The organism is Bradyrhizobium sp. SZCCHNRI3052 (genome assembly GCF_032484895.1).
Classification (GTDB): domain Bacteria; phylum Pseudomonadota; class Alphaproteobacteria; order Rhizobiales; family Xanthobacteraceae; genus Bradyrhizobium.
Genome location: NZ_JAUETW010000001.1, coordinates 677791 through 703777 on the forward strand (window position 1 = coordinate 677791; position 25987 = coordinate 703777).

Annotated in this window: 26 protein-coding genes; 16 read left to right on the forward strand and 10 right to left on the reverse strand. The window is 65.8% G+C overall.

The features are described 5' to 3' along the window. From QW887_RS03175 to QW887_RS03195, 5 genes are read left to right on the forward strand one after another with little or no spacing between them, the layout of a single operon-like run. Positions 1 to 942, forward strand: a complete 942-nt coding sequence (locus tag QW887_RS03175; protein WP_315712132.1) for a sugar ABC transporter permease — start codon at positions 1 to 3, stop codon at positions 940 to 942. Next, a complete protein-coding gene (locus tag QW887_RS03180) occupies positions 935 to 1783 on the forward strand; it encodes a carbohydrate ABC transporter permease (RefSeq protein ID WP_316194167.1) in 849 nt (282 codons plus the stop codon). Before QW887_RS03175 ends, QW887_RS03180 begins: the two co-directional genes overlap by 8 nt. Before the next feature lie 22 nt (positions 1784 to 1805). Next, positions 1806 to 2903 carry a Gfo/Idh/MocA family oxidoreductase gene (locus tag QW887_RS03185; RefSeq protein WP_316173711.1) on the forward strand — a complete coding sequence of 366 codons (1098 nt, stop codon included), beginning with the start codon at positions 1806 to 1808 and terminating at the stop codon, positions 2901 to 2903. A 10-nt stretch (positions 2904 to 2913) separates the two neighbouring features. Continuing rightward, positions 2914 to 3558, forward strand: a complete 645-nt coding sequence (locus tag QW887_RS03190; protein WP_316173709.1) for a ThuA domain-containing protein — start codon at positions 2914 to 2916, stop codon at positions 3556 to 3558. Beyond that, positions 3555 to 4604, forward strand: coding sequence for a LacI family DNA-binding transcriptional regulator (locus QW887_RS03195; RefSeq protein ID WP_315712126.1), 1050 nt, complete (start codon positions 3555 to 3557; stop codon positions 4602 to 4604). Before QW887_RS03190 ends, QW887_RS03195 begins: the two co-directional genes overlap by 4 nt. 9 nt (positions 4605 to 4613) lie before the next feature. Here QW887_RS03195 and QW887_RS03200 read toward each other — a convergent pair whose 3' ends face one another. Both QW887_RS03200 and QW887_RS03205 read right to left on the reverse strand, forming a co-directional pair. Next, complete coding sequence (locus tag QW887_RS03200; protein WP_315751659.1) at positions 4614 to 5012, reverse strand: MAPEG family protein; 399 nt, start codon at positions 5010 to 5012, stop codon at positions 4614 to 4616. 73 nt (positions 5013 to 5085) lie between these two features. Then, the gene (locus QW887_RS03205; RefSeq protein ID WP_316164782.1) at positions 5086 to 6891 is read right to left on the reverse strand and encodes a class I poly(R)-hydroxyalkanoic acid synthase; all 1806 of its coding nucleotides are present in this window, start codon (positions 6889 to 6891) and stop codon (positions 5086 to 5088) included. A 369-nt stretch (positions 6892 to 7260) separates the two neighbouring features. On the opposite strand from QW887_RS03205, the gene QW887_RS03210 reads away from it, so the two are divergent. The 5 genes from QW887_RS03210 to QW887_RS03230 all read left to right on the forward strand — a co-directional run bounded on the left by QW887_RS03210 (position 7261) and on the right by QW887_RS03230 (position 12310). Next, positions 7261 to 7449, forward strand: a complete 189-nt coding sequence (locus tag QW887_RS03210) for a hypothetical protein (protein ID WP_315712122.1) — start codon at positions 7261 to 7263, stop codon at positions 7447 to 7449. A 233-nt stretch (positions 7450 to 7682) separates the two neighbouring features. Then, positions 7683 to 8903 carry an LL-diaminopimelate aminotransferase gene (locus QW887_RS03215; RefSeq protein ID WP_315712121.1) on the forward strand — a complete coding sequence of 407 codons (1221 nt, stop codon included), beginning with the start codon at positions 7683 to 7685 and terminating at the stop codon, positions 8901 to 8903. A gap of 39 nt (positions 8904 to 8942) precedes the next feature. Then, positions 8943 to 10262 carry a homoserine dehydrogenase gene (locus tag QW887_RS03220; RefSeq protein WP_315712119.1) on the forward strand — a complete coding sequence of 440 codons (1320 nt, stop codon included), beginning with the start codon at positions 8943 to 8945 and terminating at the stop codon, positions 10260 to 10262. A gap of 203 nt (positions 10263 to 10465) precedes the next feature. Then, entirely contained in the window at positions 10466 to 11467 is a 1002-nt protein-coding gene (glpX, locus tag QW887_RS03225) for a class II fructose-bisphosphatase (RefSeq protein ID WP_315712118.1), read from the forward strand. Positions 11468 to 11590: 123 nt separating this feature from the next. Beyond that, positions 11591 to 12310, forward strand: a complete 720-nt coding sequence (locus QW887_RS03230) for a haloacid dehalogenase type II (RefSeq protein WP_316185005.1) — start codon at positions 11591 to 11593, stop codon at positions 12308 to 12310. Positions 12311 to 12320: 10 nt separating this feature from the next. Here the strand turns inward: QW887_RS03230 and QW887_RS03235 are convergent, their stop codons facing one another. Next, entirely contained in the window at positions 12321 to 13409 is a 1089-nt protein-coding gene (locus tag QW887_RS03235; protein ID WP_316185007.1) for a methyl-accepting chemotaxis protein, read from the reverse strand. Between the two features lie 308 nt (positions 13410 to 13717). Between QW887_RS03235 and recJ the strand changes: the two genes are divergently transcribed. The 3 genes from recJ to QW887_RS03250 all read left to right on the forward strand — a co-directional run bounded on the left by recJ (position 13718) and on the right by QW887_RS03250 (position 18004). After that, positions 13718 to 15559, forward strand: a complete 1842-nt coding sequence (gene recJ / locus QW887_RS03240; RefSeq protein WP_316185009.1) for a single-stranded-DNA-specific exonuclease RecJ — start codon at positions 13718 to 13720, stop codon at positions 15557 to 15559. 883 nt (positions 15560 to 16442) lie between these two features. After that, entirely contained in the window at positions 16443 to 17450 is a 1008-nt protein-coding gene (locus QW887_RS03245; protein WP_316185011.1) for a serine hydrolase, read from the forward strand. Between the two features lie 11 nt (positions 17451 to 17461). Then, positions 17462 to 18004 (forward strand): 2'-5' RNA ligase family protein, encoded by a 543-nt coding sequence (locus tag QW887_RS03250; RefSeq protein ID WP_316185012.1) that lies wholly within the window; start codon positions 17462 to 17464, stop codon positions 18002 to 18004. Positions 18005 to 18049: 45 nt separating this feature from the next. On the opposite strand, the gene QW887_RS03255 is transcribed toward QW887_RS03250, so the two are convergent. Further along, positions 18050 to 18451 carry a hypothetical protein gene (locus QW887_RS03255; RefSeq protein ID WP_315751655.1) on the reverse strand — a complete coding sequence of 134 codons (402 nt, stop codon included), beginning with the start codon at positions 18449 to 18451 and terminating at the stop codon, positions 18050 to 18052. A gap of 279 nt (positions 18452 to 18730) precedes the next feature. Between QW887_RS03255 and QW887_RS03260 the strand changes: the two genes are divergently transcribed. Beyond that, positions 18731 to 19528, forward strand: coding sequence for an NYN domain-containing protein (locus tag QW887_RS03260; protein ID WP_315751654.1), 798 nt, complete (start codon positions 18731 to 18733; stop codon positions 19526 to 19528). A 54-nt stretch (positions 19529 to 19582) separates the two neighbouring features. Here QW887_RS03260 and QW887_RS03265 read toward each other — a convergent pair whose 3' ends face one another. From QW887_RS03265 to QW887_RS03280, 4 genes are all read right to left on the reverse strand, one after another. Further along, the gene (locus QW887_RS03265; protein WP_315751653.1) at positions 19583 to 20161 is read right to left on the reverse strand and encodes a hypothetical protein; all 579 of its coding nucleotides are present in this window, start codon (positions 20159 to 20161) and stop codon (positions 19583 to 19585) included. Positions 20162 to 20478: 317 nt separating this feature from the next. Then, positions 20479 to 21249: a DUF6968 family protein gene (locus tag QW887_RS03270; protein WP_316173701.1), complete on the reverse strand. Its 771-nt coding sequence runs from the start codon at positions 21247 to 21249 to the stop codon at positions 20479 to 20481. Positions 21250 to 21340: 91 nt separating this feature from the next. Then, on the reverse strand, positions 21341 to 22561 hold the full coding sequence (locus QW887_RS03275) for a lytic murein transglycosylase (protein WP_316194168.1): 1221 nt from the start codon (positions 22559 to 22561) through the stop codon (positions 21341 to 21343). Between the two features lie 60 nt (positions 22562 to 22621). After that, positions 22622 to 23176 (reverse strand): MarR family winged helix-turn-helix transcriptional regulator, encoded by a 555-nt coding sequence (locus QW887_RS03280; RefSeq protein WP_316194169.1) that lies wholly within the window; start codon positions 23174 to 23176, stop codon positions 22622 to 22624. A gap of 54 nt (positions 23177 to 23230) precedes the next feature. Between QW887_RS03280 and QW887_RS03285 the strand changes: the two genes are divergently transcribed. After that, on the forward strand, positions 23231 to 23701 hold the full coding sequence (locus QW887_RS03285) for a carboxymuconolactone decarboxylase family protein (RefSeq protein ID WP_316194170.1): 471 nt from the start codon (positions 23231 to 23233) through the stop codon (positions 23699 to 23701). Positions 23702 to 23760: 59 nt separating this feature from the next. Further along, positions 23761 to 23943: a hypothetical protein gene (locus tag QW887_RS03290; protein WP_316194171.1), complete on the forward strand. Its 183-nt coding sequence runs from the start codon at positions 23761 to 23763 to the stop codon at positions 23941 to 23943. Positions 23944 to 24030: 87 nt separating this feature from the next. On the opposite strand, the gene QW887_RS03295 is transcribed toward QW887_RS03290, so the two are convergent. Continuing rightward, the gene (locus QW887_RS03295) at positions 24031 to 24294 is read right to left on the reverse strand and encodes a hypothetical protein (RefSeq protein WP_315712100.1); all 264 of its coding nucleotides are present in this window, start codon (positions 24292 to 24294) and stop codon (positions 24031 to 24033) included. A gap of 61 nt (positions 24295 to 24355) precedes the next feature. Then, a complete protein-coding gene (locus QW887_RS03300) occupies positions 24356 to 25972 on the reverse strand; it encodes a M23 family peptidase (RefSeq protein WP_316194172.1) in 1617 nt (538 codons plus the stop codon). Positions 25973 to 25987 lie beyond the last annotated feature (15 nt).

Here is a 25987-nt window from a genome sequence, read left to right on the forward strand (position 1 = left end):
GTGGCACGTCCGATCGCGAGTTCGCCGGCGATGGGTGTATCGCCGGCATCGCTCTCCACGCGCGCGGTGGGCGGCCCGAGCTGGGACGGCCGCTTCACCGTCCTGATCCTGTTCCTGCCGCCTGCGCTGCTGCTGTTCACGCTCTTCGTGGTGCTGCCGATCGGCGAGGCCGCCTGGTACTCGGGCTTCAACTGGAATGGGTTCGGCAGGCCGACCCATTGGATCGGCTTTGACAACTATCGTTTCGTGCTGGAGACGCGCGCGTTCTGGCTCGCGCTGCGCAACAACGGCCTGATCATTGCGGTCTCGCTGTGTGTCCAGTTGCCGCTGGCGCTGACGCTGGCCCTGATGCTCGCGGAGCGGTTCCGCGGCGCGGTGGCGCTGCGGATGCTGTTCTTCATGCCCTATATCCTCGCCGAGATCGCGACCGGGCTGATCTTCAGCTTCGTCTATGACGGCGATTATGGCCTGGTCGCGTCGATCTGGCGCAGCTTCGGCGCCGAGCCGCCGCATCTGCTGGCCTCGACCGACACGGCGATGCTGGCGGTGCTGATCGTGATCGTCTGGAAGTATTTCGGCTTCCACATGATGCTGTTCATCGCCGCGCTGCAGAGCATCGACAAGAGCCTGATCGAGGCCGCCCGGATCGACGGTGCGACGCGGTCGCAGAGCCTGCGCCACATCGTCATTCCCTTGCTCTACCCGACGATTCGGCTCTCGGTGTTCTTCGCCATCGTCGGCTCGCTGCAGCTGTTCGACCTGGTGATGCCGCTGACGCGCGGAGGGCCCGCCGACTCCTCGAATACAATGGTGAGCTTTCTCTACAACAACGGCATCTCCCGGATGCGGGTCGGCTATGGCAGCGCCATCGGCGTCATCCTGTTCGTGATCTGCGTGACCTTTGCCTTCACCTACAAGCGATGGTTCATGCGCGATGAATAAGGTGGAGACGTTCCGGGCACCATTCGATCCCGCCGTGCTGTTCAAGACGGTGTTCCTCGCGATCGTCGCCATCTTCGTGCTGGTGCCGCTGCTTGCGACGCTGCTCGGTGGCTTCAAGTCGCTCGGGGAATTGCGCGTGAATCCGTTCGGCCTGCCGCAGCACTGGGCGTGGCAGAACTATGCCGATATCCTGTTCTCCGGGCGCTACTGGCAGCTCCTGCGCAATTCGCTGATCATCTCCACGCTGACGGTCGTTCTGACTCTCATCGTCGCGTCGATGGCGGCCTTCACCTTTGCCCATGTCCGATTCTACGGCAGCTCGATGCTGCTGAGCTATTTGACGCTCGGCCTGCTGTTTCCGGCGGCGACCGCGGTGTTGCCGCTGTTCATCAAGGTGCGCGATCTCGGGCTGCTCGACACCTATTTCGGCGTCGCGCTGCCGCAGGTCGCCTTCAGCTTCGCCATGAGCGTGCTGTTGCTGCGCCGCTTCTTCAAGGACATCCCCTACGAGCTGCTCGAGGCCGCGCTGGTCGACGGCTGCAGCTATATCAAATTCTTCCGCTACGTGACGTTGCCATTGTCGCGCCCGATCCTGGCGACGGTCGGCACCATTACCTTCGTCAACAGCTGGAACGCCTATCTGCTGCCGCTGGTGATGCTCAACACCGATGCGCTGTATCCATGGCCGCTCGGCATCATGGTCTATCAGGGCGAGTATTCGTCCGAGTGGCACCTGATCCTCGCCTTCATCACCCTGACCATCCTGCCAACGATCATCCTCTTCCTCCTGGCGCAGAAGCACATCGTTGCCGGCCTGACGTCGGGCGCGGTCAAGGGATGAACCGGACCTCACGGAGACCCCAATGAGAAAAGTCGGCATCGGCATCATCGGCTGCGGCAACATCAGCACCGCCTATCTGAAGGCGGCCCAGCGCTTCCCCGTTCTGGACATCAAGGCGCTCGCCGACATGCGCAGCGACGCAGCCGAGCGACAGGGCGCAGCCTTCGGCCTGCCGGCGATGCGGGTCGATCAATTGCTGAAGCGCGATGACGTCGAGATCGTCATCAATCTCACCGTGCCGCTCGCCCATACCGACGTCAGTCTCGCCGTGCTAAATGCCGGCAAGCACGTTCATTCCGAGAAGCCGCTCGGAATCGACGTCGCGGAAGCCCGCAAGGTGATCGAGCTTGCCGCGCAGAAGAACCTGCGGGTCGGCTGCGCGCCCGACACGTTCCTCGGCGGCGGCCACCAGACCGCGCGCAAGCTGATCGACGACGGCGCGATCGGCACGCCTGTCGCGGGCAGCGCGTTCTTCGGCTGTCCCGGCCATGAGCGCTGGCATCCGGCGCCGGGCTTCTATTACCTGCGCGGCGGCGGCCCGATGCTCGACATGGGCCCATACTACATCACCGATCTGGTGCAGTTGCTTGGCCCGGTCGCGAGCGTGATGGGCTCGACCGCGCGCCCGAGATCCGAACGCCTGGTCACCAGCCAGCCGATGAACGGCACGCTGATCCCGGTCGAGGTCGCGACCCACGTCGCGGGCACGCTCGAGTTCGAGAGCGGGGCGGTGGTCTCGGTCACCATGAGTTTCGACGTTCCGAAGCACCGGCACGCGCCCATCGAGATCTATGGCGCCGAGGGCAGCATGCTGGTGCCGGACCCCAACCGCTTCGGCGGCGAGGTGCAGGTCGCCAAGACCGGCGGCGACTGGCAGACGATGCCGTTGACGCATGGTCACGTCGACGGCGAGTTCCGCTCCATCGGCGTGGCCGATATGGCGACCGCGATCCTGAACGACCGGCCGCATCGGGCCAGCGGTGCGCTCGCCTTCCACGTGCTGGAGGTCATGGAGGCGTTCCAGACCTCCGCAAGCGAAGGGCGGCGGGTCAAGATCGAGAGCCGCGTGGAGCGGCCGGCGATTTTGCCTGTTGGACGCGACACCGGACAGATCGACTGAGGACAGAGACATGCGCAAGGCAATGATTGTATGGGGCGGCTGGCCAGGACATGACCCCGATCTCTGTGCCTCGATGATCCGCGGCTGGCTCAAGGCGGAAGGCTTCGAGGTGCGGATCGAGACCACGACGGCCGCGTTCGCAGATCCTGCGATCCACGATCTGTCGCTGATCATCCCGATCTACACGATGTCCAAGATCGAGAAGGCGGAAGCGCTCAACCTCTGCGCGGCGGTGCGCAGCGGCGTTGGGCTCGCCGGCCATCATGGCGGCATGTGCGATGCCTTCCGCGATTCGGTCGACTACCAGTTCCTGTGCGGCGGGCAATGGGTCACCCATCCCGGCAACATCATCGACTACCGGGTCGACTTGACCAGGCCGGACGATCCCATCATGAAGGGCCTGACAAGTTTCGAGCACCGTTCCGAGCAGTATTACATGCACGTCGATCCGGCCAACGAGGTGTTGGCGACCACGACCTTCACCGGAGAGCACGCCCCATGGATCGAGGGGGTGGTGATGCCGGTGGTCTGGAAGAAGCGTTACGGCGCGGGCAGGGTGTTCTATTCCTCCCTCGGCCACCGTGCCTACGAGCTCGACGTGCCGGAGATCCGGACGTTGATGACCCGCGGCATGCTATGGGCGGCGCGCGAGTGACGGCTGACGCGAACCCGTTACCGGTCCGGGCCACGCTGGAGGACGTCGCGCGGACGGCGGGCGTGTCGCTCGCCACCGTCGACCGCGTCATCAACCGACGCGAGGGCGTGCGTGCCAAGACCGTTGCCCGGGTGGAGGCCGCTGTTGCCAAGCTGGGTTATCGCGCCGACGTCGCAGCGGCACGGCTCGCGCGCGGCCAGAGCTTCCGCTTTGCCTTCGTGCTGCCGACCGGTGGCAACAGCTTCATGACCATCCTGACCGAGCAGGTCCAGCGCACGGCAGAGTGGCTGGCCGGTCAGCGCGGCTTCATCGATATCCTCCACGTCGACGTGTTCGATCCTGACGTGCTGGCCGGTGCGCTGGAGAACCTGTCGCCGGCCTATCAGGGCGTTGCGGTCATCGCGCTGGATCACCCCAGAGTGCGCGCCGCGATCGACGAACTCACCGCGCGCGGCGTCGCGGTGGTGACCCTGGTCTCGGACGCCCCGAGCTCGCGCCGCCTGCACTACGTCGGCATCGACAACCCTGCCGCGGGGCGGACGGCGGCCACGCTGATGGGGCGCTATCTCGGCGGTCGCGAGGGGACGGTTGCCGTGATCGCGGGATCATTGTCGCTGCGCGATCACGCCGAGCGGCAATTCGGCTTTCACCAGATCCTGTCCAGCGAGTACCCGAACCTGCTCGCGCTTCCGGCCATCGAAGGCCGCGATGAGAGCGAGCGCACGCGGGAGCTGACCGCCGCGCTGCTCGCGCGCCATCCGGATCTGCGCGGCATCTACTGTTGTGGCGCCGGCAACCGTGGCATCGCCGATGCGCTCGAGGCATCCGGCCGCGCCCGGGAGGTGGTCTGGATCACTCATGAGCTGACCCAGCACACCAGGCGGTTCCTGGTCCGCGGCACGTGCGACGCCATCATCAACCAGGATCCCGGCCACGAGGCGCGCTCGGCTGCGCGCGTCCTGCTCGCGCATTGCTCGGGCGAGCCGATCAGCCCCGATCAGGAGCGCATCCGCATCGACATCTTCCTGCGGGACAATCTTCCCTAGCCGACAGGCCTAGAGCCAGCCGAAGATCGCGAGCGCCAGGACGGCCTGGGCGATGAAGCCGACGACGAACGCAAGGGTGCGAAATACGGGCAGGCCGATCGCGTAGACGATGACGTGGGCGACGCGCGACCAGAAATAGACGGCGCAGGCGAGCACGGTCCATTTGGTCGAATAGTCGATCGCGTTGAGGATCAGCACCAGCGGCGCGAAGATCACGAGGTTCTCGACCGCGTTGTCGTGCGCGAACATCAGCCGGGTCGCCCACGGCGCGTGCGGCTTGTCGTTGCGGGAGGGGTTGGCCATCGCGCCCGTCAGGCCGCGGACCTGGCAGCGGTTCAGGATGTAGGGAACCCACAGCAGGCCGGTCAGAATGACCGTGAGCGTCAGCCAGAACAGTTCGCGCGTCATCGAGATCCCCTCAACTGATTCCCGTCCCGTCCCGGCGGGACGGAGCGTTTATAGTCAATCGCGGCGGATCGCGCTATGCGCGGACGCGGACATAGGAGCCCGGCGCATCCTCGAGCGGTGGATAGGCCTCGCTGCCGACGCCGCGCGCGGGCACCTCTTCCGGATCGAGCTGGCTCAGCCATTCGCGCCAGTCCGGCCACCACGAGCCCTTGTGCTCCTGTGCGCCCTTCATCCAGTCCTTCAGCGAGATGTCGTGGATCTGGTCATTGGTCCAGTACTGATACTTGCCGGAGGAGGGGGGATTGACGACGCCGGCGATGTGGCCCGAGCCCGAAAGCACGTACTTCACCGGACCGCCGAAAAATTGCGATCCGTACAGCACGGAGTCGGCCGGCGCGATGTGGTCCTCGCGGGTGGCGAGGTTGTAGACCGGCACCTTCACCTTGGAGAGATCCAGCAGCGTGTTGTCCAGCACCATCGTGCCCTGCGTCAGCCGGTTCTCCAGATAGCAGTTGCGCAGGTAGTAGGAATGGTTCGCCGCCGACATCCGCGTGGCGTCCGAGTTCCAGTGCAGCAGGTCGAATGCCTGCGGCGGCTGGCCCTTCAGGTAGTTGTTGACGACATAGGACCAGATCAGGTCGTTCGAGCGCAGCATGTTGAAGGCCATCGCCATCTTGCTGCCCTCGAGCACGCCCGAGGCCTGCATGTCGCGCTCCAGCGCCGAGATCTGGGTCTCGTCGACGAACACCAGGAGATCACCGGCATGGGTGAAGTCGACCTGTGCGGCGAGGAAGGTCGCCGAGGTCACGCGCTGGCGGCGCTTGTCGGCCAGCCAGGCGAGCGTCGTCGCCAGCATGGTGCCGCCGACGCAATAGCCGAGCGTGTGCACCTTCATCTCGCCCGTCACCTTCTCGATGACGTCCATCGCGGTGAGCGGGCCTTCCTTCATGTAGTCCTCCCAGGTCTTGGTCCCGAGCGACTTGTCGGGATTGACCCAGGAGATCACGAACACCGTCAGGCCCTGATCGACGCACCATTTGATGAAGGATTTCTCCGGGCGCAGATCGAGGATGTAGAACTTGTTGATCCAGGGCGGCACGATCAGGAGCGGCGTCCGCAGCACGCTCTCCGTCGACGGCGCGTACTGGATCAGCTGCATCATCTCGTTCTGGAAGATCACCTTGCCCGGCGTCGTCGCCATGTTGACGCCGACCTCGAGATTGGCCGGGTCGGACTGGCGGATCTTCAGCGAGCCCTTGCCGGCCTCGATGTCCTCCGCGAGCATCTGCATGCCACGCACAAGATTATCGCCGCTCGACGCTACCGTCTGCCGCAGCACCTCCGGATTGGTCAGGACGAAATTCGAGGGCGCCAGCGCATTGGTGATCTGGTTGACGTAGAACTCGGCCTTCTTGCGCGTGTGCGGATCGAGGCCCTCGGCATTGTGGACAAGGTCCTGCGCCCACTGCGTCGTCAGCAGATAGGCCTGCATCACGAAATCGAAGAACTGGTTCGACTTCCATTCCGGATCGGCGAAGCGCTTGTCGCGCGGGGAGGGCGAAATGGCCGGGGGTACGTCTTCGCCGGCGAGACGGCGCGCGGCCGAGCCCCACAAATCGAGATAGCCCTTGGCGATCTTGGTCTGGATGTCGCTGGCGCGATCCTTGTCCGACAGCCAGTAGTCGGCGACGGCGGTGAAGGATTTGACGACTTCGGTCAATTCGGTTGGTGGCCGGTCCTGAACTTCGCCCGTCTCGCGCGGCTTCAGGTAGGCCGAGAGCGCCTTGCCGCTGCTTTCCATGGCTTTCGCGATGTTCATCGCGAACGCTTCCGCATCGAATGTTTTTTCTGGATTGCTGCTGTTCTGAACGTCGGTCATGGCTGGATCACACTATCGCGTCGGGACCGTTTCGTCACCGAGCGAGATCAATAATCCGCGAGTTTGCGGCAAATTCGATTTCTGATTGTTGCGTTGCGAAAAAATCTCTCGCTTCCGACATCATGATCACGTAGCTGGATGAAATTCCTGTTCAAGCCGGTCACGTTTCGAGTGACAATTGGTTGTGCTGCGGCAAAATGCGCCGCGTTGCGGTCGGGCCGGGGACCGTCGACTGGAAGTTGGGGGCTGAGGGACGTGCGCGTGGGGACGCAGGGGCGAGGCTGGAGTTCGGGACGGCGCGCCCCTGTTGCGGGGCTCGTTGTGTTCGGCGCGCTCGCGCTTGCCGGGTGCTCCAGTCCAATAGCGGACATGCCTTCGCTCGACGCGGATGCGATCGCCCGGCCCAAGGAGCCGGGCGGGTATCTGCCCGTCAACGACGTGCCGCGCGACCGCGATGCGCCGATCATCTCGCCGCAGGAGCGCGACAAGATCGAAAAGGAGCTGCTCGCGGCGCGCGACCGCCAAGCCTCGGCGGGCACCAGCACCAGGCCCAAATGATCGGCCAGGGACAAGGGCTGGGCGATCGGCCGCCCGGAGCGGCGTAATTGTCTGGCGCGGCGCGGCGGCCATGATAAAACAACCGGAATCAACACCTCCGCGTGTCGTTGCCAGCCAAGCCGCGAGCCCGTGCTAAGCTCCTGATCCAGCACCGGTTTCAAGGCATGGCGTGCGCCGCCGCAGCGCCAGCTCTGCTGGCGAATCCGCCCCCGGTTGCCGGAGCCGAGAGACCCATGGAAGATTTCTATCGCATCCGCCGTCTGCCGCCTTACGTGTTCGAGCAGGTCAACCGGGCCAAGGCGGCCGCGCGGAACGCCGGGGCCGACATCATCGATCTCGGCATGGGCAATCCGGATCTGCCGGCGCCGCCGCACGTGCTGGAGAAGCTCAGGGAGACCCTGGGCAAGCCGCGGACCGACCGCTATTCGGCCTCGCGCGGCATCGTCGGACTGCGCCGGGCGCAAGCAGCCTATTACGATCGCCGTTTCGGGGTGAAGCTCAATCCCGACACCCAGATCGTGGCGACGCTCGGCTCCAAGGAAGGCTTTGCCAACGTCGCGCAGGCGATCACCGCGCCGGGCGACGTCATTCTCTGCCCGAATCCGAGCTATCCGATCCACGCCTTCGGCTTCCTGATGGCGGGCGGCGTGATCCGGTCGGTGCCTTCCGAGCCGACGCCGCAGTTCTTCGAGGCGGCCGAGCGCGCGATCATTCATTCCATCCCGAAGCCGCTTGCGCTGATCGTCTGCTATCCGAGCAACCCGACCGCCTATGTCGCGAGCCTCGACTTCTATCGCGACCTCGTCGCATTCGCGAAGAAGCACGAGATCCTGATCCTGTCGGACCTCGCTTATGCCGAGGTGTATTTCGACGACAAGAACCCGCCGCCGTCGGTGCTGCAGGTGCCTGGCGCGATGGATGTCGCGGTCGAGTTCACCTCGATGTCGAAGACCTATTCGATGGCCGGTTGGCGCATGGGCTTTGCCGTCGGCAACGAGCGCATCATCGCGGCGCTCGCGCGCGTGAAATCCTATCTCGACTACGGCGCGTTCACGCCGGTGCAGGTCGCGGCCACGGCTGCTCTGAACGGTCCCGACGACTGCATTCGCGAGATGCGCGACGTCTACCGCAAGCGCCGCGACACACTGGTCGAGGCGTTCGGCCGGGCCGGCTGGGAGATCCCGTCGCCGGAGGCGTCGATGTTCGCCTGGGCGCCTTTGCCGGAGAAGTTCAAGAGCCTCGGCAGCATGCAGTTCGCGACGCTCATGGTCGAGAAGTCCGGCGTCGCGGTGTCGCCGGGCGTCGGCTTCGGCGAACATGGCGAAGGCTATGTCCGCATCGCGATGGTCGAGAACGAGCAGCGCATCCGGCAGGCCGCGCGCGGCGTCCGCCGCTTCCTTGAAAGCGGGATCGAAACGTTGCACAACGTCGTTCCCATCGCCAACCGGCGCTGAGCCCTCCCGTACTTTCCTTTCGACAGGTTCTTTGATTCCATGGTCGCACCCCTGAGAGTGGGCATCGCGGGCCTCGGCACCGTGGGTGTCGAGGTCGTTCGTCTCATCGAGCGTGAGGGACGCGTGCTCACCGAACGCACGGGGCGCCCGGTGAAGGTCGTCGCCGTGACGGCGCGGTCGAAGGCCAAGAAGCGCGGCATCGATCTGTCCGGGATCAAATGGGCCAAGGATCCGATCGCGCTGGCGAGCGATCCCGAAATCGACTGCCTGGTCGAGCTGATGGGCGGTGCCGGCGATCCCGCGCTGTCGGCGATCGACACCGCTCTCAAGGCCGGCAAGTCGGTGGTGACGGCCAACAAGGCGCTGATCGCCAAGCATGGCCTGAAGCTCGCCAAGGCGGCCGAGAAGCATGGCGGTGCGCTGAACTTCGAAGCCGCCGTCGGCGCGGCCATTCCGGTGGTCAAGACCCTGCGCGAAGGGCTCACCGGCACCGGCATCAGCCGCGTCTATGGCATCCTCAACGGCACCTGCAACTACATCCTGACTCGGATGGAGCAGGAGGGGCTGTCGTTCGACGAATGTCTGAAGGACGCCCAGCGTCTCGGCTATGCCGAGGCCGATCCGTCGTTCGACATCCATGGCCACGACACCGCGCAGAAGCTCGCGATCCTGGCGAGCCTCGCCTTCGGCACCCAGGTGGCGCAGAACTCGGTCTATGTCGAAGGCATCTCCTCGATCGCGCCGGAGGACCTGCGCGCGGCGGCGGAGCTCGGCTACCGCGTCAAGCTGCTTGGCGTTGCCGTGCGCACCGCCAAGGGCATCGAGCAGCGGGTGCACCCGACGATGGTGCCGAAATCCTCCTCGATCGCCCAGGTGATGGGCGTCACCAACGCGGTCACGATCGACGGCGACGGTATCCCGCCGATCACGCTGGTCGGTCCGGGAGCAGGGGGCGCCGCAACGGCGTCCGCCGTCGTTGCCGACATTGCCGACGTCGCGCGCGGCATCCGCGCCGCGCCGTTCGGGCGTCCGGTCGACAGGCTGCAGGCGACCGAGAAGGCACCCATGGAGCGGCACGAGGGTGGCTATTACATCCGCCTGATGGCGCGTGACCACGCGGGCACGGCCGCGACCATCGCCACCCGGCTCGCCGAGCAGAAGATCTCGATCGAATCGATCGTGCAGCGCCATCCCAATGGCAGCGAGCCGGCGAAGACGGCCGGCAAGTCTGCGCCGGTGCCGGTCATCCTGATCACCTATGCGACACACGAGGACGCCGTGCATCGCGCGCTCCAGGCGGTGCAGCGCGACAAGGTCATCAGCGGCAAGCCGCAGGTGATCCGGATCGAGAAGAACTAGCGCATGATGCCAGGGAACCACTTGTCCCTGCTCAAACAAACGCGTGGCGTTTGGTATAGGTTCATGCTCAAACCGGGAGAATAGACAGGCGGAGAGCGGCCGTTCGTGCCAACCGCCTGACCCGGATGCCGCCCAGGGGGGCGGCGTGCGAGCGGTAGATTTTGATGGCGGATGTCCGCCTTGACGTCTTGAGGAGTTGATCGATGTCGACGCAGATTTCTGTCCCGCAACAATTGCTGCTCGAGCGCATCCTGACGCTGGAGCTGGTGCGCGTGACCGAACGGGCGGCGGTGTCTGCGGCGCGGTTGCGCGGCCACGGCCAGGAGAAGCCGGCCGACCAGGCGGCCGTGGATGCGATGCGCCGCGAGCTCAACAAGCTGCCGATCGAGGGCACAGTCGTGATCGGCGAGGGCGAGCGCGACGAGGCGCCCATGCTCTATATCGGCGAGAAGGTCGGCCTCAATGCCGGGCCCAAGGTCGACATTGCGGTCGACCCGCTCGAGGGGACGACCTTGTGCGCCAAGAACATGCCGGGCGCGATCGCGACCATGGCGATGGCCGATGGCGGCACGCTGCTGCATGCCCCCGACGTCTACATGCAGAAGATCGCGGTCGGCCCCGGCTACGCCAAGGGCGTCGTCGACATCGACGCGACGCCGGCCGACAACGTGCGCCGGCTCGCCAAGGCCAAGGGCGTCGAGCCCGGCGCGATCACGGTGCTGGTGCTCGACCGTCCGCGCCACGCCGACATCATTCAGGGCGTCCGCTCGACCGGCGCTGCGGTGCGCCTCATCACTGACGGCGACGTCGCCGGCGTGATCCACTGTGCCGATCCCGACAACACCGGCGTCGACATGTATCTCGGCACCGGCGGCGCGCCGGAAGGCGTGCTGGCCGCGGTGGCGCTGCGCTGCATTGGCGGCCAGATGCAGTGCCGCCTGATCCTCGACACCGAGGAGAAGCGCGAGCGCGCCCACAAGATGGGCGTCGGTGATCCCAAGATGATCTACGGCATCGAGGACATGGCCCGCGGCGACTGTCTGTTCGCGGCCACCGGCGTCACCACCGGCTCGCTGCTCTCCGGCGTCAAGTTCCGCAAGGACGGCGTGATCGAGACCGAGACCGTCGTGATGCGCTCGGTCACCGGCACGGTGCGCTACATCCGCGCGGAGCACCGCCAGTTGGCGAAGTTCCACCTCGACTGATCCAGCACAGTCGTTCCGGGGCACGCGGGGCGTGACCCCGGAATCTCGAGATCGTGGCGCGAGATTCCGGGTCTGCGCGCCGTGCGCGCATCCCGGAATGACGAAATTGGAGAGCGGCTCAGCATGTCCGACCTGTCCATGGTCAAGGCGCTGGTGTTCGATGTGTTCGGCACCGTCGTCGACTGGCGCACCAGCCTGATCAACGACTTCACCGCGTGGTCGAAGACCCGCGGCATCCAGGGCGACTGGACCGCGCTGGTCGATGGCTGGCGCGGGCTCTATGTCGGCTCGATGGACGAGGTCCGCAGGCACCCGGAGCGCGGCTACGTCATCCTCGACGTGCTGCACCGGCGCTCGCTGGAGACGCTCGTTGCCCAGCTCGGCATCACCGGCTTGACCGAGGCCGATCTCGATCATCTCACCCGCGGCTGGCACCGGCTGCATCCGTGGGCCGACAGTGTCGCCGGGCTGACCCGGCTGAAGTCCAAATACATCATCGCGCCGCTCTCCAACGGCAACGTTGCGCTGCTCACCAACATGGCGAAGTTCGCGGGTCTGCCGTGGGACCTCGTGCTCTCCGCCGAGCTGTTCCAGCACTACAAGCCCGACCCCGAGACCTATCTCGGCGCCGCGCGTCTGCTTGGTCTTGCGCCCGACGAGGTGATGATGGTCGCCGCGCACAACAATGATCTCGAGGCGGCGCAACGCTACGGACTGAAGACCGCCTTCGTCGCCCGCCCCACCGAATACGGCCCGCTGCAGAGCCGCGACTTCGACGCCACCGGCGCCTGGGACATCGTCGCCGATGATTTCAACGGCATCGCCGACCGGCTCGGCTGCTGATCGTCCTGCCTCACGCGCCCGACACGATCACGCCATACCAGCCGAGCCCCTTGTAGGTCTCGTAACCGGGCGTGGCGTGGAACGCGACCATGCGCCCGGAGATGTCCTGATAGAAGCCACTGCGCTTGCCATCGAGCTTCAGTGAAACGCGCTCGCTGAGAATGCCCTGACCGTCCGAGGATGCGATCACGCGCAGATTGGAATCCACCAGCAGCACGCGGGCCTTGTCGCTCTCGCTGACGCGCACGCCCTGAACGATGGCGCGCGCCTGCGCTTCCCAATCGAAATGGATCGCGAGCACGCCGAGCGGCTTGCCATGGGCCTTGCCGTCCTCGCGCACCGAGGCGCAATAGGTCGCGACCTGGGCGTTGCCGAGCAGCGGCTGGCATTCGACATCACCGGCGACATAGTCGTCGCCCGAGCGCAGGCCGCGCGCCTCACGAAACCATTTGGTATCAGCCACGCTCTGACCGACGACGTTGAAGCGGTCCGCCCGGCCGTTGGCGATCACGTTGCCGCTCGGATCGCACAGCCACAGATCGAGATAGACGGTGTAGGCCGAGAGAATCACCGCGAGCCGTTCGGAGACATGCGTGACGCGGGCCGCATCGGGCGCGGCTGCGCAATCGACCACGGCGGAGTCGGTCGCCCACCAGCGCACGTCGCAGGTCCGCTCATAGAGATTGCGGTCGATCAGCTCGATCGCATTCAGCGCCAGATCGACCATGCGCTCGCCGCGGGCGCGCTCGGTCATGCGTTCGATCGAGCTCTTCAGATTGCCGGTGCGCGTCGTGAGCTGGCCCTCCAGCTCGCGCGCGATGGTCTCGACGAGTTGGCCGACGGCGCGCACCTCCTGGGCCACCACGGCGAAGCCTGCGCCTTGCGCGCCGACCCGCGAGCTCTCGATCAGCGCGTTCAGCGCCAGCATCTTCATCTGGTTGGTGATCTGCTGGATCGATTTGGTCTTCTCGCAGGCGATCTGATTGACCTCGCCGGTGAGCCGCGCGATCAGCGCCGAGACGTCGGTCTCGTCATCCTTGGGAGTCGTTTGTGCCGGAGCGGCGGAGGGCTGCGTCTTCAACTCGGGCGCGGTCAGCATCGGCAATGAACTCCATGTTGCCGCGCCTCCTGGTCGGCACGAAGAGGGCGGACAAATCGGACGTAATAATTGATTGAAATGTTACGGAGTTCGCCTAATGGCTGTTTAATGCACTCCATCGAACGCAGCTCTAATTTTAGGCAGCCAGCCGTATATGGCGGCATTTCCCTGATTTCTTGTGAGTTCCGCCAAGTTCTGGGGCGATTCTGGTGGGTTTCATGGATGGAACCTGCTGAGGCAAGCCAGTTGCTGTAGATTCGACTGCGTCCATTTCGAATCGCTGCGCTGCAAGCGAGGCCCCGCGCATCATGGCACCATCCGCCCTTGCACTGCCCCTGAGCGCCCCGCAGGCGTTCCTGGGCGTGCGGCTGTCGCTGACCAACAAATTGTGGCGCGACCGGCTGGATGCGCGCGGCGCGGCGCGCGCGCTTGCGATGGTGCAGCGATATCAGTTGCCCGAGATGTTGGCGCGCGTGCTCGCCGGGCGCGACGTCGAGATCGACGCGGTCAACGACTTCCTCGATCCGACCATCCGCAAGCTGATGCCGGATCCGTTCACGGTGACGCAGATGGAGGCGGCGGCGCAGCGCATTGCCGACGCCGCGGTCAAGGGCGAGACGGTCGCGATCTTCGGCGACTACGATGTCGACGGCGCGACCTCGGCGGCACTGCTCGCCTGGCATCTGCGCCATTGCGGGCTCGATCCGCTGATCCACATTCCCGACCGCATCTTCGAAGGCTATGGCCCGAACGTCGAGGCGATCCGCGCGCTGGCAAGCAAAGGCGCGACGCTGCTCGTGACGGTCGACTGCGGCACCACCAGCCTCGAGCCGCTGGCGGAGGCGCGGCGGCTCGGCATGTCCGTGGTGGTGATCGATCACCATCAATGCGGCGAGGAGCTGCCGGAGGTCGAGGCGCTGGTCAATCCGAACCGGCCGGATGATCTTTCCGGCCTCGGCTATCTCGCCGCGGTCGGGCTGACGCTGGTCACGCTGGTTGCGGTCAATCGCGAGCTGCGCGGCCGCGGCTTCTGGAGCAGCACGCGCCCGGAGCCGGATCTGCTCAGCATGCTGCATCACGTCGCGCTCGGCACCGTCGCCGACGTCGCGCCGCTGATCGCGCTCAACCGCGCCTTCGTCGCCAAGGGCCTGATCGCGATGCGCCGGCGCGACCATGTCGGGCACACCGCGCTGATGGATGTCGCCCGGCTCAACGGTCCGCCCGAAGCCTGGCATCTCGGCTTCATGCTGGGACCGCGCATCAATGCCGGCGGGCGCATCGGCCGCGCCGACCTCGGCGTGCGCCTGCTCCTGGAAAGCGATATCTCCGAAGCCGCGCGCATCGCCGCCGAGCTCGACCGGCTCAACAGCGAGCGCCGGATCATTGAGCAGCAGGCCGAAGCGCAGGCCGAAGCGGAGGCGCTGGCCTCGCTCGGGCTGGAGGACAAGGGCGCCGTCATCGTGACCGCATCCGAAGGCTGGCATCCCGGCGTGGTCGGGCTGGTCGCGTCCAGGCTCAAGGAAAAGTTTGCCCGGCCGGCGTTTGCGATCGCGCTCGAGCCGGGCGGCATCGGCACCGGGTCGGGCCGCTCGATTCCCGGCGTCGATCTTGGCAAGGCCGTCCGCCACGCCGTGGAGCAGGGCATCCTGATGAAGGGCGGCGGGCACGCGATGGCCGCCGGCGTCACCTTGCGCAAGGAGCGGTTGGCCGAGTTTCGCGCCTTTCTCGAAAGCGCGCTCGCCGCCGACGTCGCCGACGCACGTCACGTCAACGAGATCCTGATCGACGGCGCCATCAGCGCGCGCGCCGCGACACCCGAGCTGGTCGCGACGCTCAATCGCGCCGGTCCCTTCGGCAGCGGCAATCCCGAGCCCATCGTGGCGCTGCCGTCGCATCAGCTGGTTTACGCCGACGAGGTCGGGCAGGCGCATCTCAAGCTGCGCTTCAAGTCCGGCGACGGCGCCGCCGTGAATGCGATCGCATTCCGCAGCGTGGGCCAGAAGCTCGGCAACGCCCTGGTTCAGCATCGCGGCCAGATCCTGCACGTCGCCGGCACGCTCACCGTCGACCGCTACCAGGGCGTCGAACGCGTGCAGCTGCGCGTGCTCGATGTCGCCGTGCCGGACCATGGGCCGGCGATGATCAGGTAGCAGCCCCAACACCGCTGTCGTCCCGGACAAGCTTCGACGACGCTCGCGTCGGCGAAGCGCCGATCCGGGACCCATACGCAGCAGCAGATGTTGTGAGGACGAGATGCCCACTCCGATCTTGCCTCAAACTGCTCCCTGTGGGTATGGGTCCCGGCGCGGAGGCCGGGACGACAGCGGAGCGTGGGGTGGCCGTCGCGTGTCTCATTGCAGGGCAAGTCTTTGCAATCTCGCCGCGCATCTGCGCCCGAGTGATGCTGGATCAAGACCCTCATCACAGAAGAGAGGGCGCAGGGAATGCCGGGTGAAGGCCTCACCCATGGCCCGCCTGCAAACAAAAAGCAGGCGGCAGTCACCACAGGCAAAGCCGTTTCAACCGGCATTCCCTGCGCGGAGGTCTTAACGCTTATACGCGATCTCCCCGGTGTCCGGCTTGATAGCCACCGTCGTCTCCGGGATCATCATCACCCAAAGACTTGGCGCCAGCATCGGGGCGCCAGGACCACGCGATTTCACGTCCGCAACCTGCCGTTCGTCCGCGTACATCGAGCACGCTGCAACACGATCGCGGCCACCGCATCCCGCCCTCCACGTTCATGACGATCGCGAAACGTCCCTCTCATGAGGACGGGATGCGGATGTTATTTCCGATTTTCGGAACAAAAGCAAGCGGAAAGTTTGAGGGCGGGGCTGGCTGCGGCGGCCATCTGGCTGATGCTGCGGGTGAAAATAAAAAAAATTGCAACGGGGCATGTTGCGTCACGAGCAGTGGAGATCCGCGGCCATGCAGACAGAGACATCGATGGCCGGTGACCTCTGTACCGTCCGTCGGTCTTGCTCTAGCATTCTCGACATCGGTTTTGTCGAGACGGGAATGAACGTGCCAATGCGACGTCCGCTTGCCGTGCTGGCAATCCTTGCGATGGGTTGGTCCTGGGCTCAGGCCGAGCCGGGACTGCATTGGCGGACGGCAAGCCCGGACGAGACGCCCTGGTCTGCACCGATCGCACGCGAGGTGCAGGAGTTTGCGGTCGAACAGAAGCCGACAGCGATCATGGTCGTGAGGGACGACGACATTGTTGCCTCGTTCGGCGATCTCGGTGCGAAGGTCAATGTCCGGTCCGTGCGCAAGAGTCTGCTCAGCGCGTTGTATGGCATCGCCGTCGAAGCCGGCCGGATCAACCTCGACAGCACGCTTGCCGCGCTCGAGATCGACGACGTTCCGCCGGGGCTTTCGCCGGCCGAGCAGACCGCGACGGTGCGTCAGCTACTGATGGCGCGCTCCGGGGTCTATCATCTCGCGTCCTATGAGACGGGGCAGATGAAGCAGAGGCGGCCGGCGCGCGAGAGCCATCCGCCGGGCAGTTTCTGGTACTACAACAACTGGGATTTCAACGCGCTCGGCACGATCTATCGGCAGTCCGTCGACGACGTGTTCGCAAGCTTCGACAGACGGATCGGCCGGCCGATCGGGATGGAGGATTTCTCCGCCGCAGACGGCGTGTACGTGAAGGAAGCCTCCTCGTCGCATCCGGCCTATGTGTTTCGGATGAGCGCGCGAGACCTGGCGAGGTTTGGCCTGCTGTTCCTGAACGGCGGACGCTGGAATGGGGCTCAACTGATCCCGCCGACATGGGTGACGGAATCGACCAGCCGTCTCTCGGACACCGAGCAGCCCGGACGGGGTTACGGCTATCTCTGGTGGACCTTCAGCAGCGTCCGATCCGGCATCAGCGGCTATTTTGCCTCCGGCTACGGCGGACAGCAGATCGTGGTCGTTCCCTCGAAGCACCTGGTGGTCGTCGAGCTGGTCGATCTGGCCGTGAATCGGACAGGCGTCCGAACGCAGCGCTTCCTCGATCTCGTCGGCAAGATCACCGCGTCGGTTCCTTGAGCAGGACGTCGATGGCCCTGGCGATCAACCTCCGATCCGACGACGCCTCTTCATGCGAGATCGAGCACCTGTGGAAGCAGGTCGCGGCTTTCGAGGACGCGCCGTCGATGCGCGAGCTGCGCTACCGGCCGCACTTCACCTTCGCGATCTATGACGCGCCTGAGATCGACGTCGAGACGGCTTCGCGCGTAATGCGCGTGGCCGTTCAAGGCGACACGGCGCTGCGGATCGCTTTCAATCGGGTCCGCTGGTTCTTGCACCCTCGTTGCGTGCTGTGGGCCGAGCCTGAGATGAACGCGACGCTGTTGCGATGGCATGCATCGATCTCGGCAGCGATCGATCCGCTGCTTTGCCGGCCGCACTATCGTCCCGGCGCGTGGGTGCCTCACTGCACGCTGGGCACGCGGATCTCGAATGACCGGCGCGACGATGCGATGGCGTTTGCGCGCTCGTTCGTCGGCCGCTTTGAGGTCGTGTTCGATGCGATTGATTGCGTCGTGTTTCCGCCGGTGCGGATCGTGGCCGAACGCAAGCTGCCGCTGGCGACCGCGTAGGCGTTCGGTTCCCAGGGGAAAGGATGACGTCAATCGCGTCGGATGCTAGCGCCAGGACGGCTTCGGCAGATGATCGGGACTGAATTTTGCCGTCGGCCGGGGCGCGGGCGGAGATGGGGCGTCGTCGGACGCCGAGAACAGCAGCAACGCCTCGAACGGCACGTCGGGTGCTTCCGCGGCATAACCGGTGCACGTGACGGGCGTGCCTCTGCAGCATCCTTCGAGGCTGAGCGTCAGCTCGTCGGGGCCGAACAACGACGGCTGTCCCGGGGCATGGCGCTTCGTCTTGATGATGGCGGTGAAACGATCGCCATGGGCCTCGTAGCTTCCGGCATAGCTCAGCACGGTGTCGCCGCCGCACACCTTGCCACCCACCAGCTCGACGATCCCGGTTCCCTGGCCCTTGGGGGTCCTGAACCAGGCCGAATAGGTGCCTTCCTTGATCATTTGCCGCAGATCCCATTGTTGGATCGCGAGCATCGTTGTGCGACGCCAATTAAGAGAAGGTGAAAACGATCGTCAGAACGGGCCGGGAACCCGGAATTTGTTCGTATACGAATGGTGGGGGGCGCAGCAGCGCATATCTCTGTGGCCTGCACGCCGCGCCTTGCGTGGCCGCGCCCTGTCGCGCATCGCGAGTCTCGTCATTCGCTTCAAGAAAATCATTCGAATGGACGTCGGCCCGCGTATAAGGAATGAGACCAAGGCCTACTCAAGGACCATCTGATGCCGTCCGAACCCCGCTCGCCGCGTCTGGCCGTCCTGATCGACGCCGACAATGCCTCCGCCAAGATCGTCGACGGGCTGTTCGAGGAGATCGCCAAGATCGGCGAGGCGAGCGTGCGCCGGATCTATGGCGACTTCTCCAGCCCGCGCTCGAGGCCGTGGGCCGATACGCTGGCGCGCCACGCGATCGTGCCGCAGCAGCAGTTCGCCTACACGACCGGCAAGAACGCCTCCGACATCACGCTGGTGATCGATGCGATGGACCTGTTGCATAGCGGACGCTTCGACGGCTTCTGCCTGGTGTCGTCCGACAGCGACTTCACCCGGCTGGCGGCGCGCATCCGCGAGCAGGGCATCGACGTGTTCGGCTTCGGCGAGCAGAAGACGCCGGAGAGCTTTCGGCAGGCCTGCCGCAGGTTCATCTACACGGAGAATTTGCGCAGCGACGCGGCGAGCAGCAAGGACGCGGACAGCGCTGCGGCGCCGAAGTCGCTGCTGCCGATCAGCGCGGCGACGCCGATGATCAAGAAGGTCATCACGCAGATGGAGAGCGAGGACGGCTGGGTCGCGCTCGGCGAGGTCGGCAAGCAGCTCTCCAACCTGGTCTCCGACTTCGACCCACGCACCTATGGCTGCCGCAAGCTCAGCGACCTCGTGCGCAAGACGGGCGGTTTCGAGATCGAGGAACAGTCCAAGGGCGGCGGCTCGGTGCGCATCCGCGTGAAGGCGGCGAGCGCGTCGCAGCCCAAGGCGCGGGCGTCGAGGTCCGGCCACCGCGAGGCGACGGCCAAATCGTGATCCAGTCGGTGGCAGCGTGTCGTGGTCGGAGAGAACTTGCGAGCGGCCACGAACTCAAGAGTACATTCGGCGGTGCACGGCCGCGAACATCACTCCTATGCGCGTATCGCCAGGTCGGAACATGAATCCGACGACAACGATAAGCAGCAACATTGAGCCTACAACGATCAGGGCGACGCCATAAGACTCCGCGCCGGATTCGGCCTGATGTTTGGAATTTGACGCTGCGGGTATGGAGGCGGGGAGGCTCTGGGGGAGAGACACTGGACCAACTTGCGCGACATCGATCCACCGCGCTGACCAGTTGGATCTGGTCATCGTCGTCTCGGGCGGGTCGTCTGATTCAGTGCTCGGCTCAAACGGCCGGGCGGCGGCCAACATTTCCGATCGCGCGTCGCGCCAATGCGGCGGCTGCTCCTTCTGCAGCTTGCGCTCGGCAGTTTGGCGTTCAACTCTCGCTATGTGGCGGCGCCTCGTCATTGGTGTGGCGTCCCAACAGTGGTTTGAGCCATGCCAGTAAATATGCACCGAACCGAAGTGATGACGCGCCTCGCTCTTGTTCATACACGAAGGAGACGCTTGCGATGGAGACGTCATGGTTGCCATGACGATGAGGATCAACGCGACACGCATGGCGTCGCTCCGTTGTTAGTTGATGTACACACGCATACTGATAAACATGCCGTCAGATGCTCGAAATCAGATCAAAAGAATGGGTAAATTGTGTCCAGTTGGACAATACGACTGTCCTATGAAGTTTGAGTTCCCATGGTGTAGTTCAGGGAACCTACAAACAATCCCCGCAATTCGTATTCGCCGCCCAGAGCTAGGGCACTGAAGTCTAGCCGGCGTGTGGGCGGCCAAGGTGTGACCGTGGCCGCAATCGAGGAGGCCCTCAGCCCTCCGTCATCGCGAACAATGACCAGTGGTCGTCGTACTCCGCGCCGTCGCTACGGCCGGGCCTCCGTCGTGAGCTTGTCGTGCATGTAGCGATGGACCTCTTGCTTCGCCTCGGGCGGACAGAACGAGATGAAGGGAAGATTGGCGTCTCCCGCCGGTGCGCCGTCCACGGCATCGGCCAGGTGATGCTCGTGCTTTTCCAGATGGACGCAGGTCCGGTAAAGGCCCAGATACAAGGCCTGGAACGAATCCACGCCGGAGATGGCCATTTCGAACGGGTTGCCCAAGCCGCGAATTTCAATGTCACAGTACCAGGATCTCGGTCCGGCCCGTCTGGGCGCGGACAGTCTGGCGACGACGGCGGTGTCCGTCGTCACATCGCGCAGCACACGCTCGGCGACAACCTCGGTCAATTTCGTCTCGGGTACATTTTCCGGCGGCACCGACGGGATCGGACCAGGCAGGGCGTCGAGCAGCTCGCGGTCGCGCTCGGTGATGAAGCGCAAAGCCTCGGTGCGCGTTTGCGGAAAGCAGCAGTCTGCGATCAGCGGGACATCGACGTCACCGGGGTCTCCATTGAGGAAGGCGAGGCTCCCCTCGTCCTCCGTAAGCAGCCTGCAGAGGAGTTTCAGCCCCAGACACAGCGACTGAAACGAGTCGACACCGCTGATCCACTTGTCGACGGGGCTCTCCAGCCCCTCGATGGCAATCCTGCAGCGCCACTCGAAGTCGTCGACCCGTTCGGGCGCGAACACCCGCGCGGCGACATCGTTGCCTGTCGCCACATTCCGGTAGGTGCGCTCGGCCACGATCATCGTCATTGCTCACTCCGGTCGATAGGTTCCTGATCCCGATGAATTCGTGCGGCGAGCGGTAAGCACGTATGCGCGATCCGACCCGCGCGGACGGCCGTCAGCCGCCTTGCCGCAGCTTCGCCAGCACCTTGAGCCCGCCATAGCCGTCGGCCGGCTGGAGGCCGGCCTTGGCCTGGAAGTCGCGGATCGCTTTCATGGTGTCGTTGCCGACGCGGCCGTCGGTGCCGCCGGTGTCGAAGCCGGCTGCGGTCAGGCGCTTCTGCATCTCCTGCACCTCGGACAAGGTCAGCGCGCGCTCCGAGCCGGGGAAGGGCTGCAGGAACGCCGGTGCGCCGACGATGCGGTCGCCGAGATGGCAGATCGCGAGCGCGTAGCTCATGGCCGGATTGTAGGACTTCACCGAGTAGAAGTTCGGGCCGAGCAGGAAGGCGGGGCCGCCTGCGACCGGGATCCAGAGCTGCGCTGACGCATTGGGCTGCGGGAACGGCTGGCCGTCGGCGCGGGTGACGCCGGCCGCCTGCCACGCCGCATAGCTGCGACTGCCCGACATGTTGCCAGGCGCGCGCACCTCGTAGCCCCAGTGCTCGCCGCGGTGATATTTGCCGCGGTTGACGAGATAGCGCGCGGTCGAGCCGAGCGCGTCGTCGGGCCGGCCGAACGGGTTGATCTTGCCGTCGCCGTCATAGTCGAAGCCGACATTGAGCCAGACCTCGGGCATCCATTGCGTGTGACCCATGGCGCCGGCCCAGGAGCCGCGCATCTCCTCCGGCGTGCTCCAGCCGCGATCGACGATCTTCAGCGCATTGGTGAGCTCGGTCTCCCAATAGGCCTTGCGCCGCGGCTCGTTCCAGGCGAGCGCGGCGAGCGCCGGAAACACCGGGCGCATGTGGTTCTGCTGCACCAGGGGATCGCCGAACGCGGACTCGACGCCCCACAGCGCGAGAAGCGTGCCGCGCTCGACGCCAAAGTCCTTCTCGATGCGGGCGAACAGCGCCTCGTTCTTCTGCAGCGCGATCTTGCCGTTGATGACGCGCCAGTCGGAGACGCGACGGTTGATGTACTGCCAGAGCTGCTCCTTGAACTCCGGCTGGTTGCGCATCTCCTTGAACACGGTCATGTCGGGCTCGAGCCGCGCCATGACCCGCGTCCAGGTGGCCGGCGAGATGCCCTTGGCGAGCGCGCGGGCGCGAAACCCGTCGCGCCAGGTCTCGAATTCGGCTGGGGCAGCCGCTACCGGCAGCGCGGGGACGAGCAGCGCGGCAGCGCCAAAGCCGGAGCGGAGCAAGGCGCGGCGGGTCATGGAATCGGGCTGGGTCATGGCGCCAGTCTACCCGGTCAGGGCGGGGCGCGGCAAAGCCTTGGGAGCGGCGGGAACCCGCTAGGCGCCGTGGAGGTCGGCGGCGACGTGCGCCAGCCAGCGGCGGATGGTCGCGAGCTCGCTCCGTTTCAAGCCGCGGGCCAGCCTGCGCTCGATGATGGTGGCCTGCCGGCGCGCCTTGGCCAGCAGCGCCAGCCCGCGGCGCGTCAGGCTCCATCGCAGCATCCGACCGTGGACGGGATGCGGCGTCCGCTCGATGGCGCCGTCGCGTTCGAGATTTCCGATGATCACGTTGACGGTCTGCGGCGTCAGCAGCGCGACGCGGGCGAGGTCGGCGCCGGACAGCCCGGGATAGGCCTTCAGCATCGTCAGCACCACGAATTGCGGATGCGTCAGCCCGGTCGCGATGAGCGCGCGGTCGAGCGACAACCGCGCCGCGGCCTGCGCCTGGCGCAGCAGATAGGCAAGGTAGCCGTCCTCGCCGCGCTTGCCCTCGCCGGGCGATGGCGGGCGGGCCGCCGTCCTGGGTCGAGTCCCGGTTTGACTCCTGGGCCGACGCGCGGGGCCAGCCTTTCGCGACGCTCGCGAGGTCGTCAATTCCGGTGCCTTGCGCATATCATCAGAGCCCTGATAAGTTGTCAGACATCTGATAACATGAGAGACAGGCACATGTCACATGCGCGCAGCGAGTACACCGCGTTCCGGAGCCATGCGCCGGAGCTGTACGACGCCATCCTTGCGGTGAGTCAGCAGGCGGCGAAGGCCGGCCTCGACAAGCAGTTGCTCGAGCTCGTCAAGATCAGGGCGTCGCAGATCAACGGCTGCGCATTCTGTGTGCAGCATCATGTGCTGCTGGCCGAGAAGCTCGGCGTGTCCGCCGACAAGATCAATCTCGTCGTGGTGTGGCGCGAGGCGCCGCAATTCTCGGCCCGCGAGCGCGCGGCGCTGGCGTTCACCGAGGCGCTGACCACGCTGCAGGGCGGCGTCAGCGACGAGGTCTATGCCCAGGCCCGGGCCGAATTCTCGGAAACGGAGCTGGTGTTCCTGACGTCGGCGATCGGCGTGATCAATCTCTGGAATCGCTATGGCGTCGCCTTCCGCTGGACGCCGGCGGAGCGGCCCGTGCGGGCGGCCTCGTGAGTTGTCCGGAACCGCAGCACGGCCCGGCGGGTTATACGCGGGAGGCAGAGGAGGCGCGCATGACCGGGACGGACGAACCGCTCAAGCCGGAGGATTTTCCGCTGGAGGCCGACAAGCAGCGCGTGCAGCGCCAGGACGGCAAGCCGATCGCAACGACGAAGAACGAGGCGATGGCGCAAGAGATTGCGGATCGCCTCAACGCCGAGGAGCACCGCCGCGAAGAGGACAAGTGGTCGGCGTGACTCCTTGCTCCTTGGCCGTCTCCTTGGAGTTGCAAGAGACACATGCCGCTTGCAGTCAGCTCGAACTGATCAGCAAGGGGGCTGCGCTCAAAACGGATTCGCCGGCTGCGCCCGCTGGGGACCTTCCGGCTTCGGCTCGACCGCGAGGCTGGGGTCGGTCGGCATCACGCGCGCGCCGGCGGCGCGGGCGACCTGGCCGGTCATCGAATGCCGTGCCGCCTCGGCGGACTTGATTTCCGGCGGATGCCAGCGGTCGCGCACCAGCATCGTCAGCGCGCCCACGCAGAGCAGCGCAATCGCGGTTGAAACGAGCGCTGGTCCGGCTCTGCGATGCGGGTTGGCTGTCATCATCGGCGATCCTCCTGACCAGACAACCCGGAGCGGTGGGTCCCGGTTCCGGACCCGCCGGCGATCAGTTCCGGTCGCGCGCCGCGGCGGCGTCTGCCGCTGGTCCGAGCGGTGACGATCCGAGTGCACCGGTCGTCGACGGCGGCGACGCGGCGATCTCCTCCAGCCCGACCTCGCGGCCGCGGCCGCCGATCAGGCGCTCATAGGCTGTGATCAGCGTCACGTAGGGATTGACCCAGATCCAGCCGTCCCGCGTGAACAACTGGACGTCGAAATGCAGATGGCGCGTGGTGCCGTTGGGATGGTCGAGATAGTTCGAGACCACGCCGATCGGCTCGCCCTCGCGAAGGCTGCGGCCGTTGAGCAGGCCGTCGGCATCCATCGCCGCGGGGTTCATGTGCATGTAGCGGAAGCGGATGTGCTCGGTGCCGCTGTTGACCTGCACCGTCACCGCCTGCTGCCGGGTCGAGCGGATCACGACGCCGTCGCGCACGGCGAGCACGCGCTGCCGCCACGGGTTGCAGCCGTCGGCGCCGTCGCGGCGCACCGGGCAGGCGCCCGGCCTGAGATCCTGGCCCTGATGGCCGAAGCCGCTGGCGCACTGGCCGACGTTGAAGCTGCGCGCCTCGCAGAAATTGTCGCGCCAGGGATACTGGCTCCATGGCTGGTCGAACTTGTCGCGCGCGCGCCGGCGGCCGAACGACTGCGAATGCACATAGGCCGGCGCATCCAGCGGATAGCGGATCTGCGAATAGACGGTGCGGTCGGCCCGCCCGCTCCGGCCGCGTCCGCCGCTGTTGGCGACGATGTCGCCAACGGGCCGATAGGTGAAATCGGCATCCAGTGTGAGCGGGCGCTCGGCGGCGAGCGGCGCGATCTCCGGCGGGATTCGCGACGGCTGCCCGCCGGCGATGCGCAGCGCCTTGAGGAAGCGCTCGGCGATGGGATAGGCCTCGCGGCAGGCGAGCCGGCGCGGCCGCGGCACGCTGTCCAGGCATTGGATCGAGACCACGTAGGGCACGCCGAAACGCGTGAAGGCGTAGCGGACATAGCCCTCGCGGATGAAGCGGCGCAGATCGGGATATTGCGCTGACAGCGCCTTGACGCCTTCGCCCTTGCCGCCGGCGGGATCGGCGACATCGTAGGTGAGGAGCGAGCCGGTGATCTGGATCTCGACCGGCTTTGCGAAGACGCGCGGCGGAAGGCCGGAGGTCATCTCCGGCGGCAGCGAGAACACGGCATCGTAGCCGGACGGGCCGGCATCGAACAGGTCGGTCTGGAAGTCGGCCTGATAGCGCGGCAGATCGCGCGCCGCGATGGCGGCGCTGCGGCGCGCGGCGAGATAGGACGTGGCGTCGAACGGCAGCAAAACGGGGACCGGACTGCGTCCGATCCCCGTGAAGATGGTCGAGGTCACGCCGTTGAGCTGGACCAGCGCGGGCCTGCGCCGCGCATCGCCGGCCGAAACGCTGCTCCGGTGCGCGGACAGAGCGAAGTCGGCAGCGACCTCGGGCGCCGCGTTGAGTTCGGAGCGGAGCTGGTCCAGCGCGGCGCGCCAGTCGGCGCGGTTGATGGTGAGGGCGGGCGGAGCAAAGTCATCGGCCGCGCGTGTCGTGGACGGCGCGGCCAGCGTGATGATCGCCGCCAGGGCGGCGATGAGTGTGATGACCCGTGCCCCCAAATCCCCCCGCGCCCC

What these genes read in the sequence shown, in the direction of transcription:
- QW887_RS03180 (WP_316194167.1), top strand. Translation starts at nt 935, where the DNA reads ATGAATAAGGTGGAGACGTTCCGGGCACCATTCGATCCCGCCGTGCTG.
- QW887_RS03185 (WP_316173711.1), top strand. Translation starts at nt 1,806, where the DNA reads ATGAGAAAAGTCGGCATCGGCATCATCGGCTGCGGCAACATCAGCACC.
- QW887_RS03190 (WP_316173709.1), top strand. Translation starts at nt 2,914, where the DNA reads ATGCGCAAGGCAATGATTGTATGGGGCGGCTGGCCAGGACATGACCCC.
- QW887_RS03200 (WP_315751659.1), bottom strand. Translation starts at nt 5,012, where the DNA reads ATGACGCGCGAACTGTTCTGGCTGACGCTCACGGTCATTCTGACCGGC.
- QW887_RS03205 (WP_316164782.1), bottom strand. Translation starts at nt 6,891, where the DNA reads ATGACCGACGTTCAGAACAGCAGCAATCCAGAAAAAACATTCGATGCG.
- QW887_RS03210 (WP_315712122.1), top strand. Translation starts at nt 7,261, where the DNA reads ATGCCTTCGCTCGACGCGGATGCGATCGCCCGGCCCAAGGAGCCGGGC.
- QW887_RS03215 (WP_315712121.1), top strand. Translation starts at nt 7,683, where the DNA reads ATGGAAGATTTCTATCGCATCCGCCGTCTGCCGCCTTACGTGTTCGAG.
- QW887_RS03220 (WP_315712119.1), top strand. Translation starts at nt 8,943, where the DNA reads ATGGTCGCACCCCTGAGAGTGGGCATCGCGGGCCTCGGCACCGTGGGT.
- glpX (WP_315712118.1), top strand. Translation starts at nt 10,466, where the DNA reads ATGTCGACGCAGATTTCTGTCCCGCAACAATTGCTGCTCGAGCGCATC.
- QW887_RS03230 (WP_316185005.1), top strand. Translation starts at nt 11,591, where the DNA reads ATGTCCGACCTGTCCATGGTCAAGGCGCTGGTGTTCGATGTGTTCGGC.
- QW887_RS03235 (WP_316185007.1), bottom strand. Translation starts at nt 13,409, where the DNA reads ATGCTGACCGCGCCCGAGTTGAAGACGCAGCCCTCCGCCGCTCCGGCA.
- recJ (WP_316185009.1), top strand. Translation starts at nt 13,718, where the DNA reads ATGGCACCATCCGCCCTTGCACTGCCCCTGAGCGCCCCGCAGGCGTTC.
- QW887_RS03245 (WP_316185011.1), top strand. Translation starts at nt 16,443, where the DNA reads ATGCGACGTCCGCTTGCCGTGCTGGCAATCCTTGCGATGGGTTGGTCC.
- QW887_RS03250 (WP_316185012.1), top strand. Translation starts at nt 17,462, where the DNA reads ATGGCCCTGGCGATCAACCTCCGATCCGACGACGCCTCTTCATGCGAG.
- QW887_RS03255 (WP_315751655.1), bottom strand. Translation starts at nt 18,451, where the DNA reads ATGATCAAGGAAGGCACCTATTCGGCCTGGTTCAGGACCCCCAAGGGC.
- QW887_RS03260 (WP_315751654.1), top strand. Translation starts at nt 18,731, where the DNA reads ATGCCGTCCGAACCCCGCTCGCCGCGTCTGGCCGTCCTGATCGACGCC.
- QW887_RS03265 (WP_315751653.1), bottom strand. Translation starts at nt 20,161, where the DNA reads ATGCGTGTCGCGTTGATCCTCATCGTCATGGCAACCATGACGTCTCCA.
- QW887_RS03270 (WP_316173701.1), bottom strand. Translation starts at nt 21,249, where the DNA reads ATGACGATGATCGTGGCCGAGCGCACCTACCGGAATGTGGCGACAGGC.
- QW887_RS03275 (WP_316194168.1), bottom strand. Translation starts at nt 22,561, where the DNA reads ATGACCCAGCCCGATTCCATGACCCGCCGCGCCTTGCTCCGCTCCGGC.
- QW887_RS03280 (WP_316194169.1), bottom strand. Translation starts at nt 23,176, where the DNA reads ATGCGCAAGGCACCGGAATTGACGACCTCGCGAGCGTCGCGAAAGGCT.
- QW887_RS03285 (WP_316194170.1), top strand. Translation starts at nt 23,231, where the DNA reads ATGTCACATGCGCGCAGCGAGTACACCGCGTTCCGGAGCCATGCGCCG.
- QW887_RS03290 (WP_316194171.1), top strand. Translation starts at nt 23,761, where the DNA reads ATGACCGGGACGGACGAACCGCTCAAGCCGGAGGATTTTCCGCTGGAG.
- QW887_RS03295 (WP_315712100.1), bottom strand. Translation starts at nt 24,294, where the DNA reads ATGATGACAGCCAACCCGCATCGCAGAGCCGGACCAGCGCTCGTTTCA.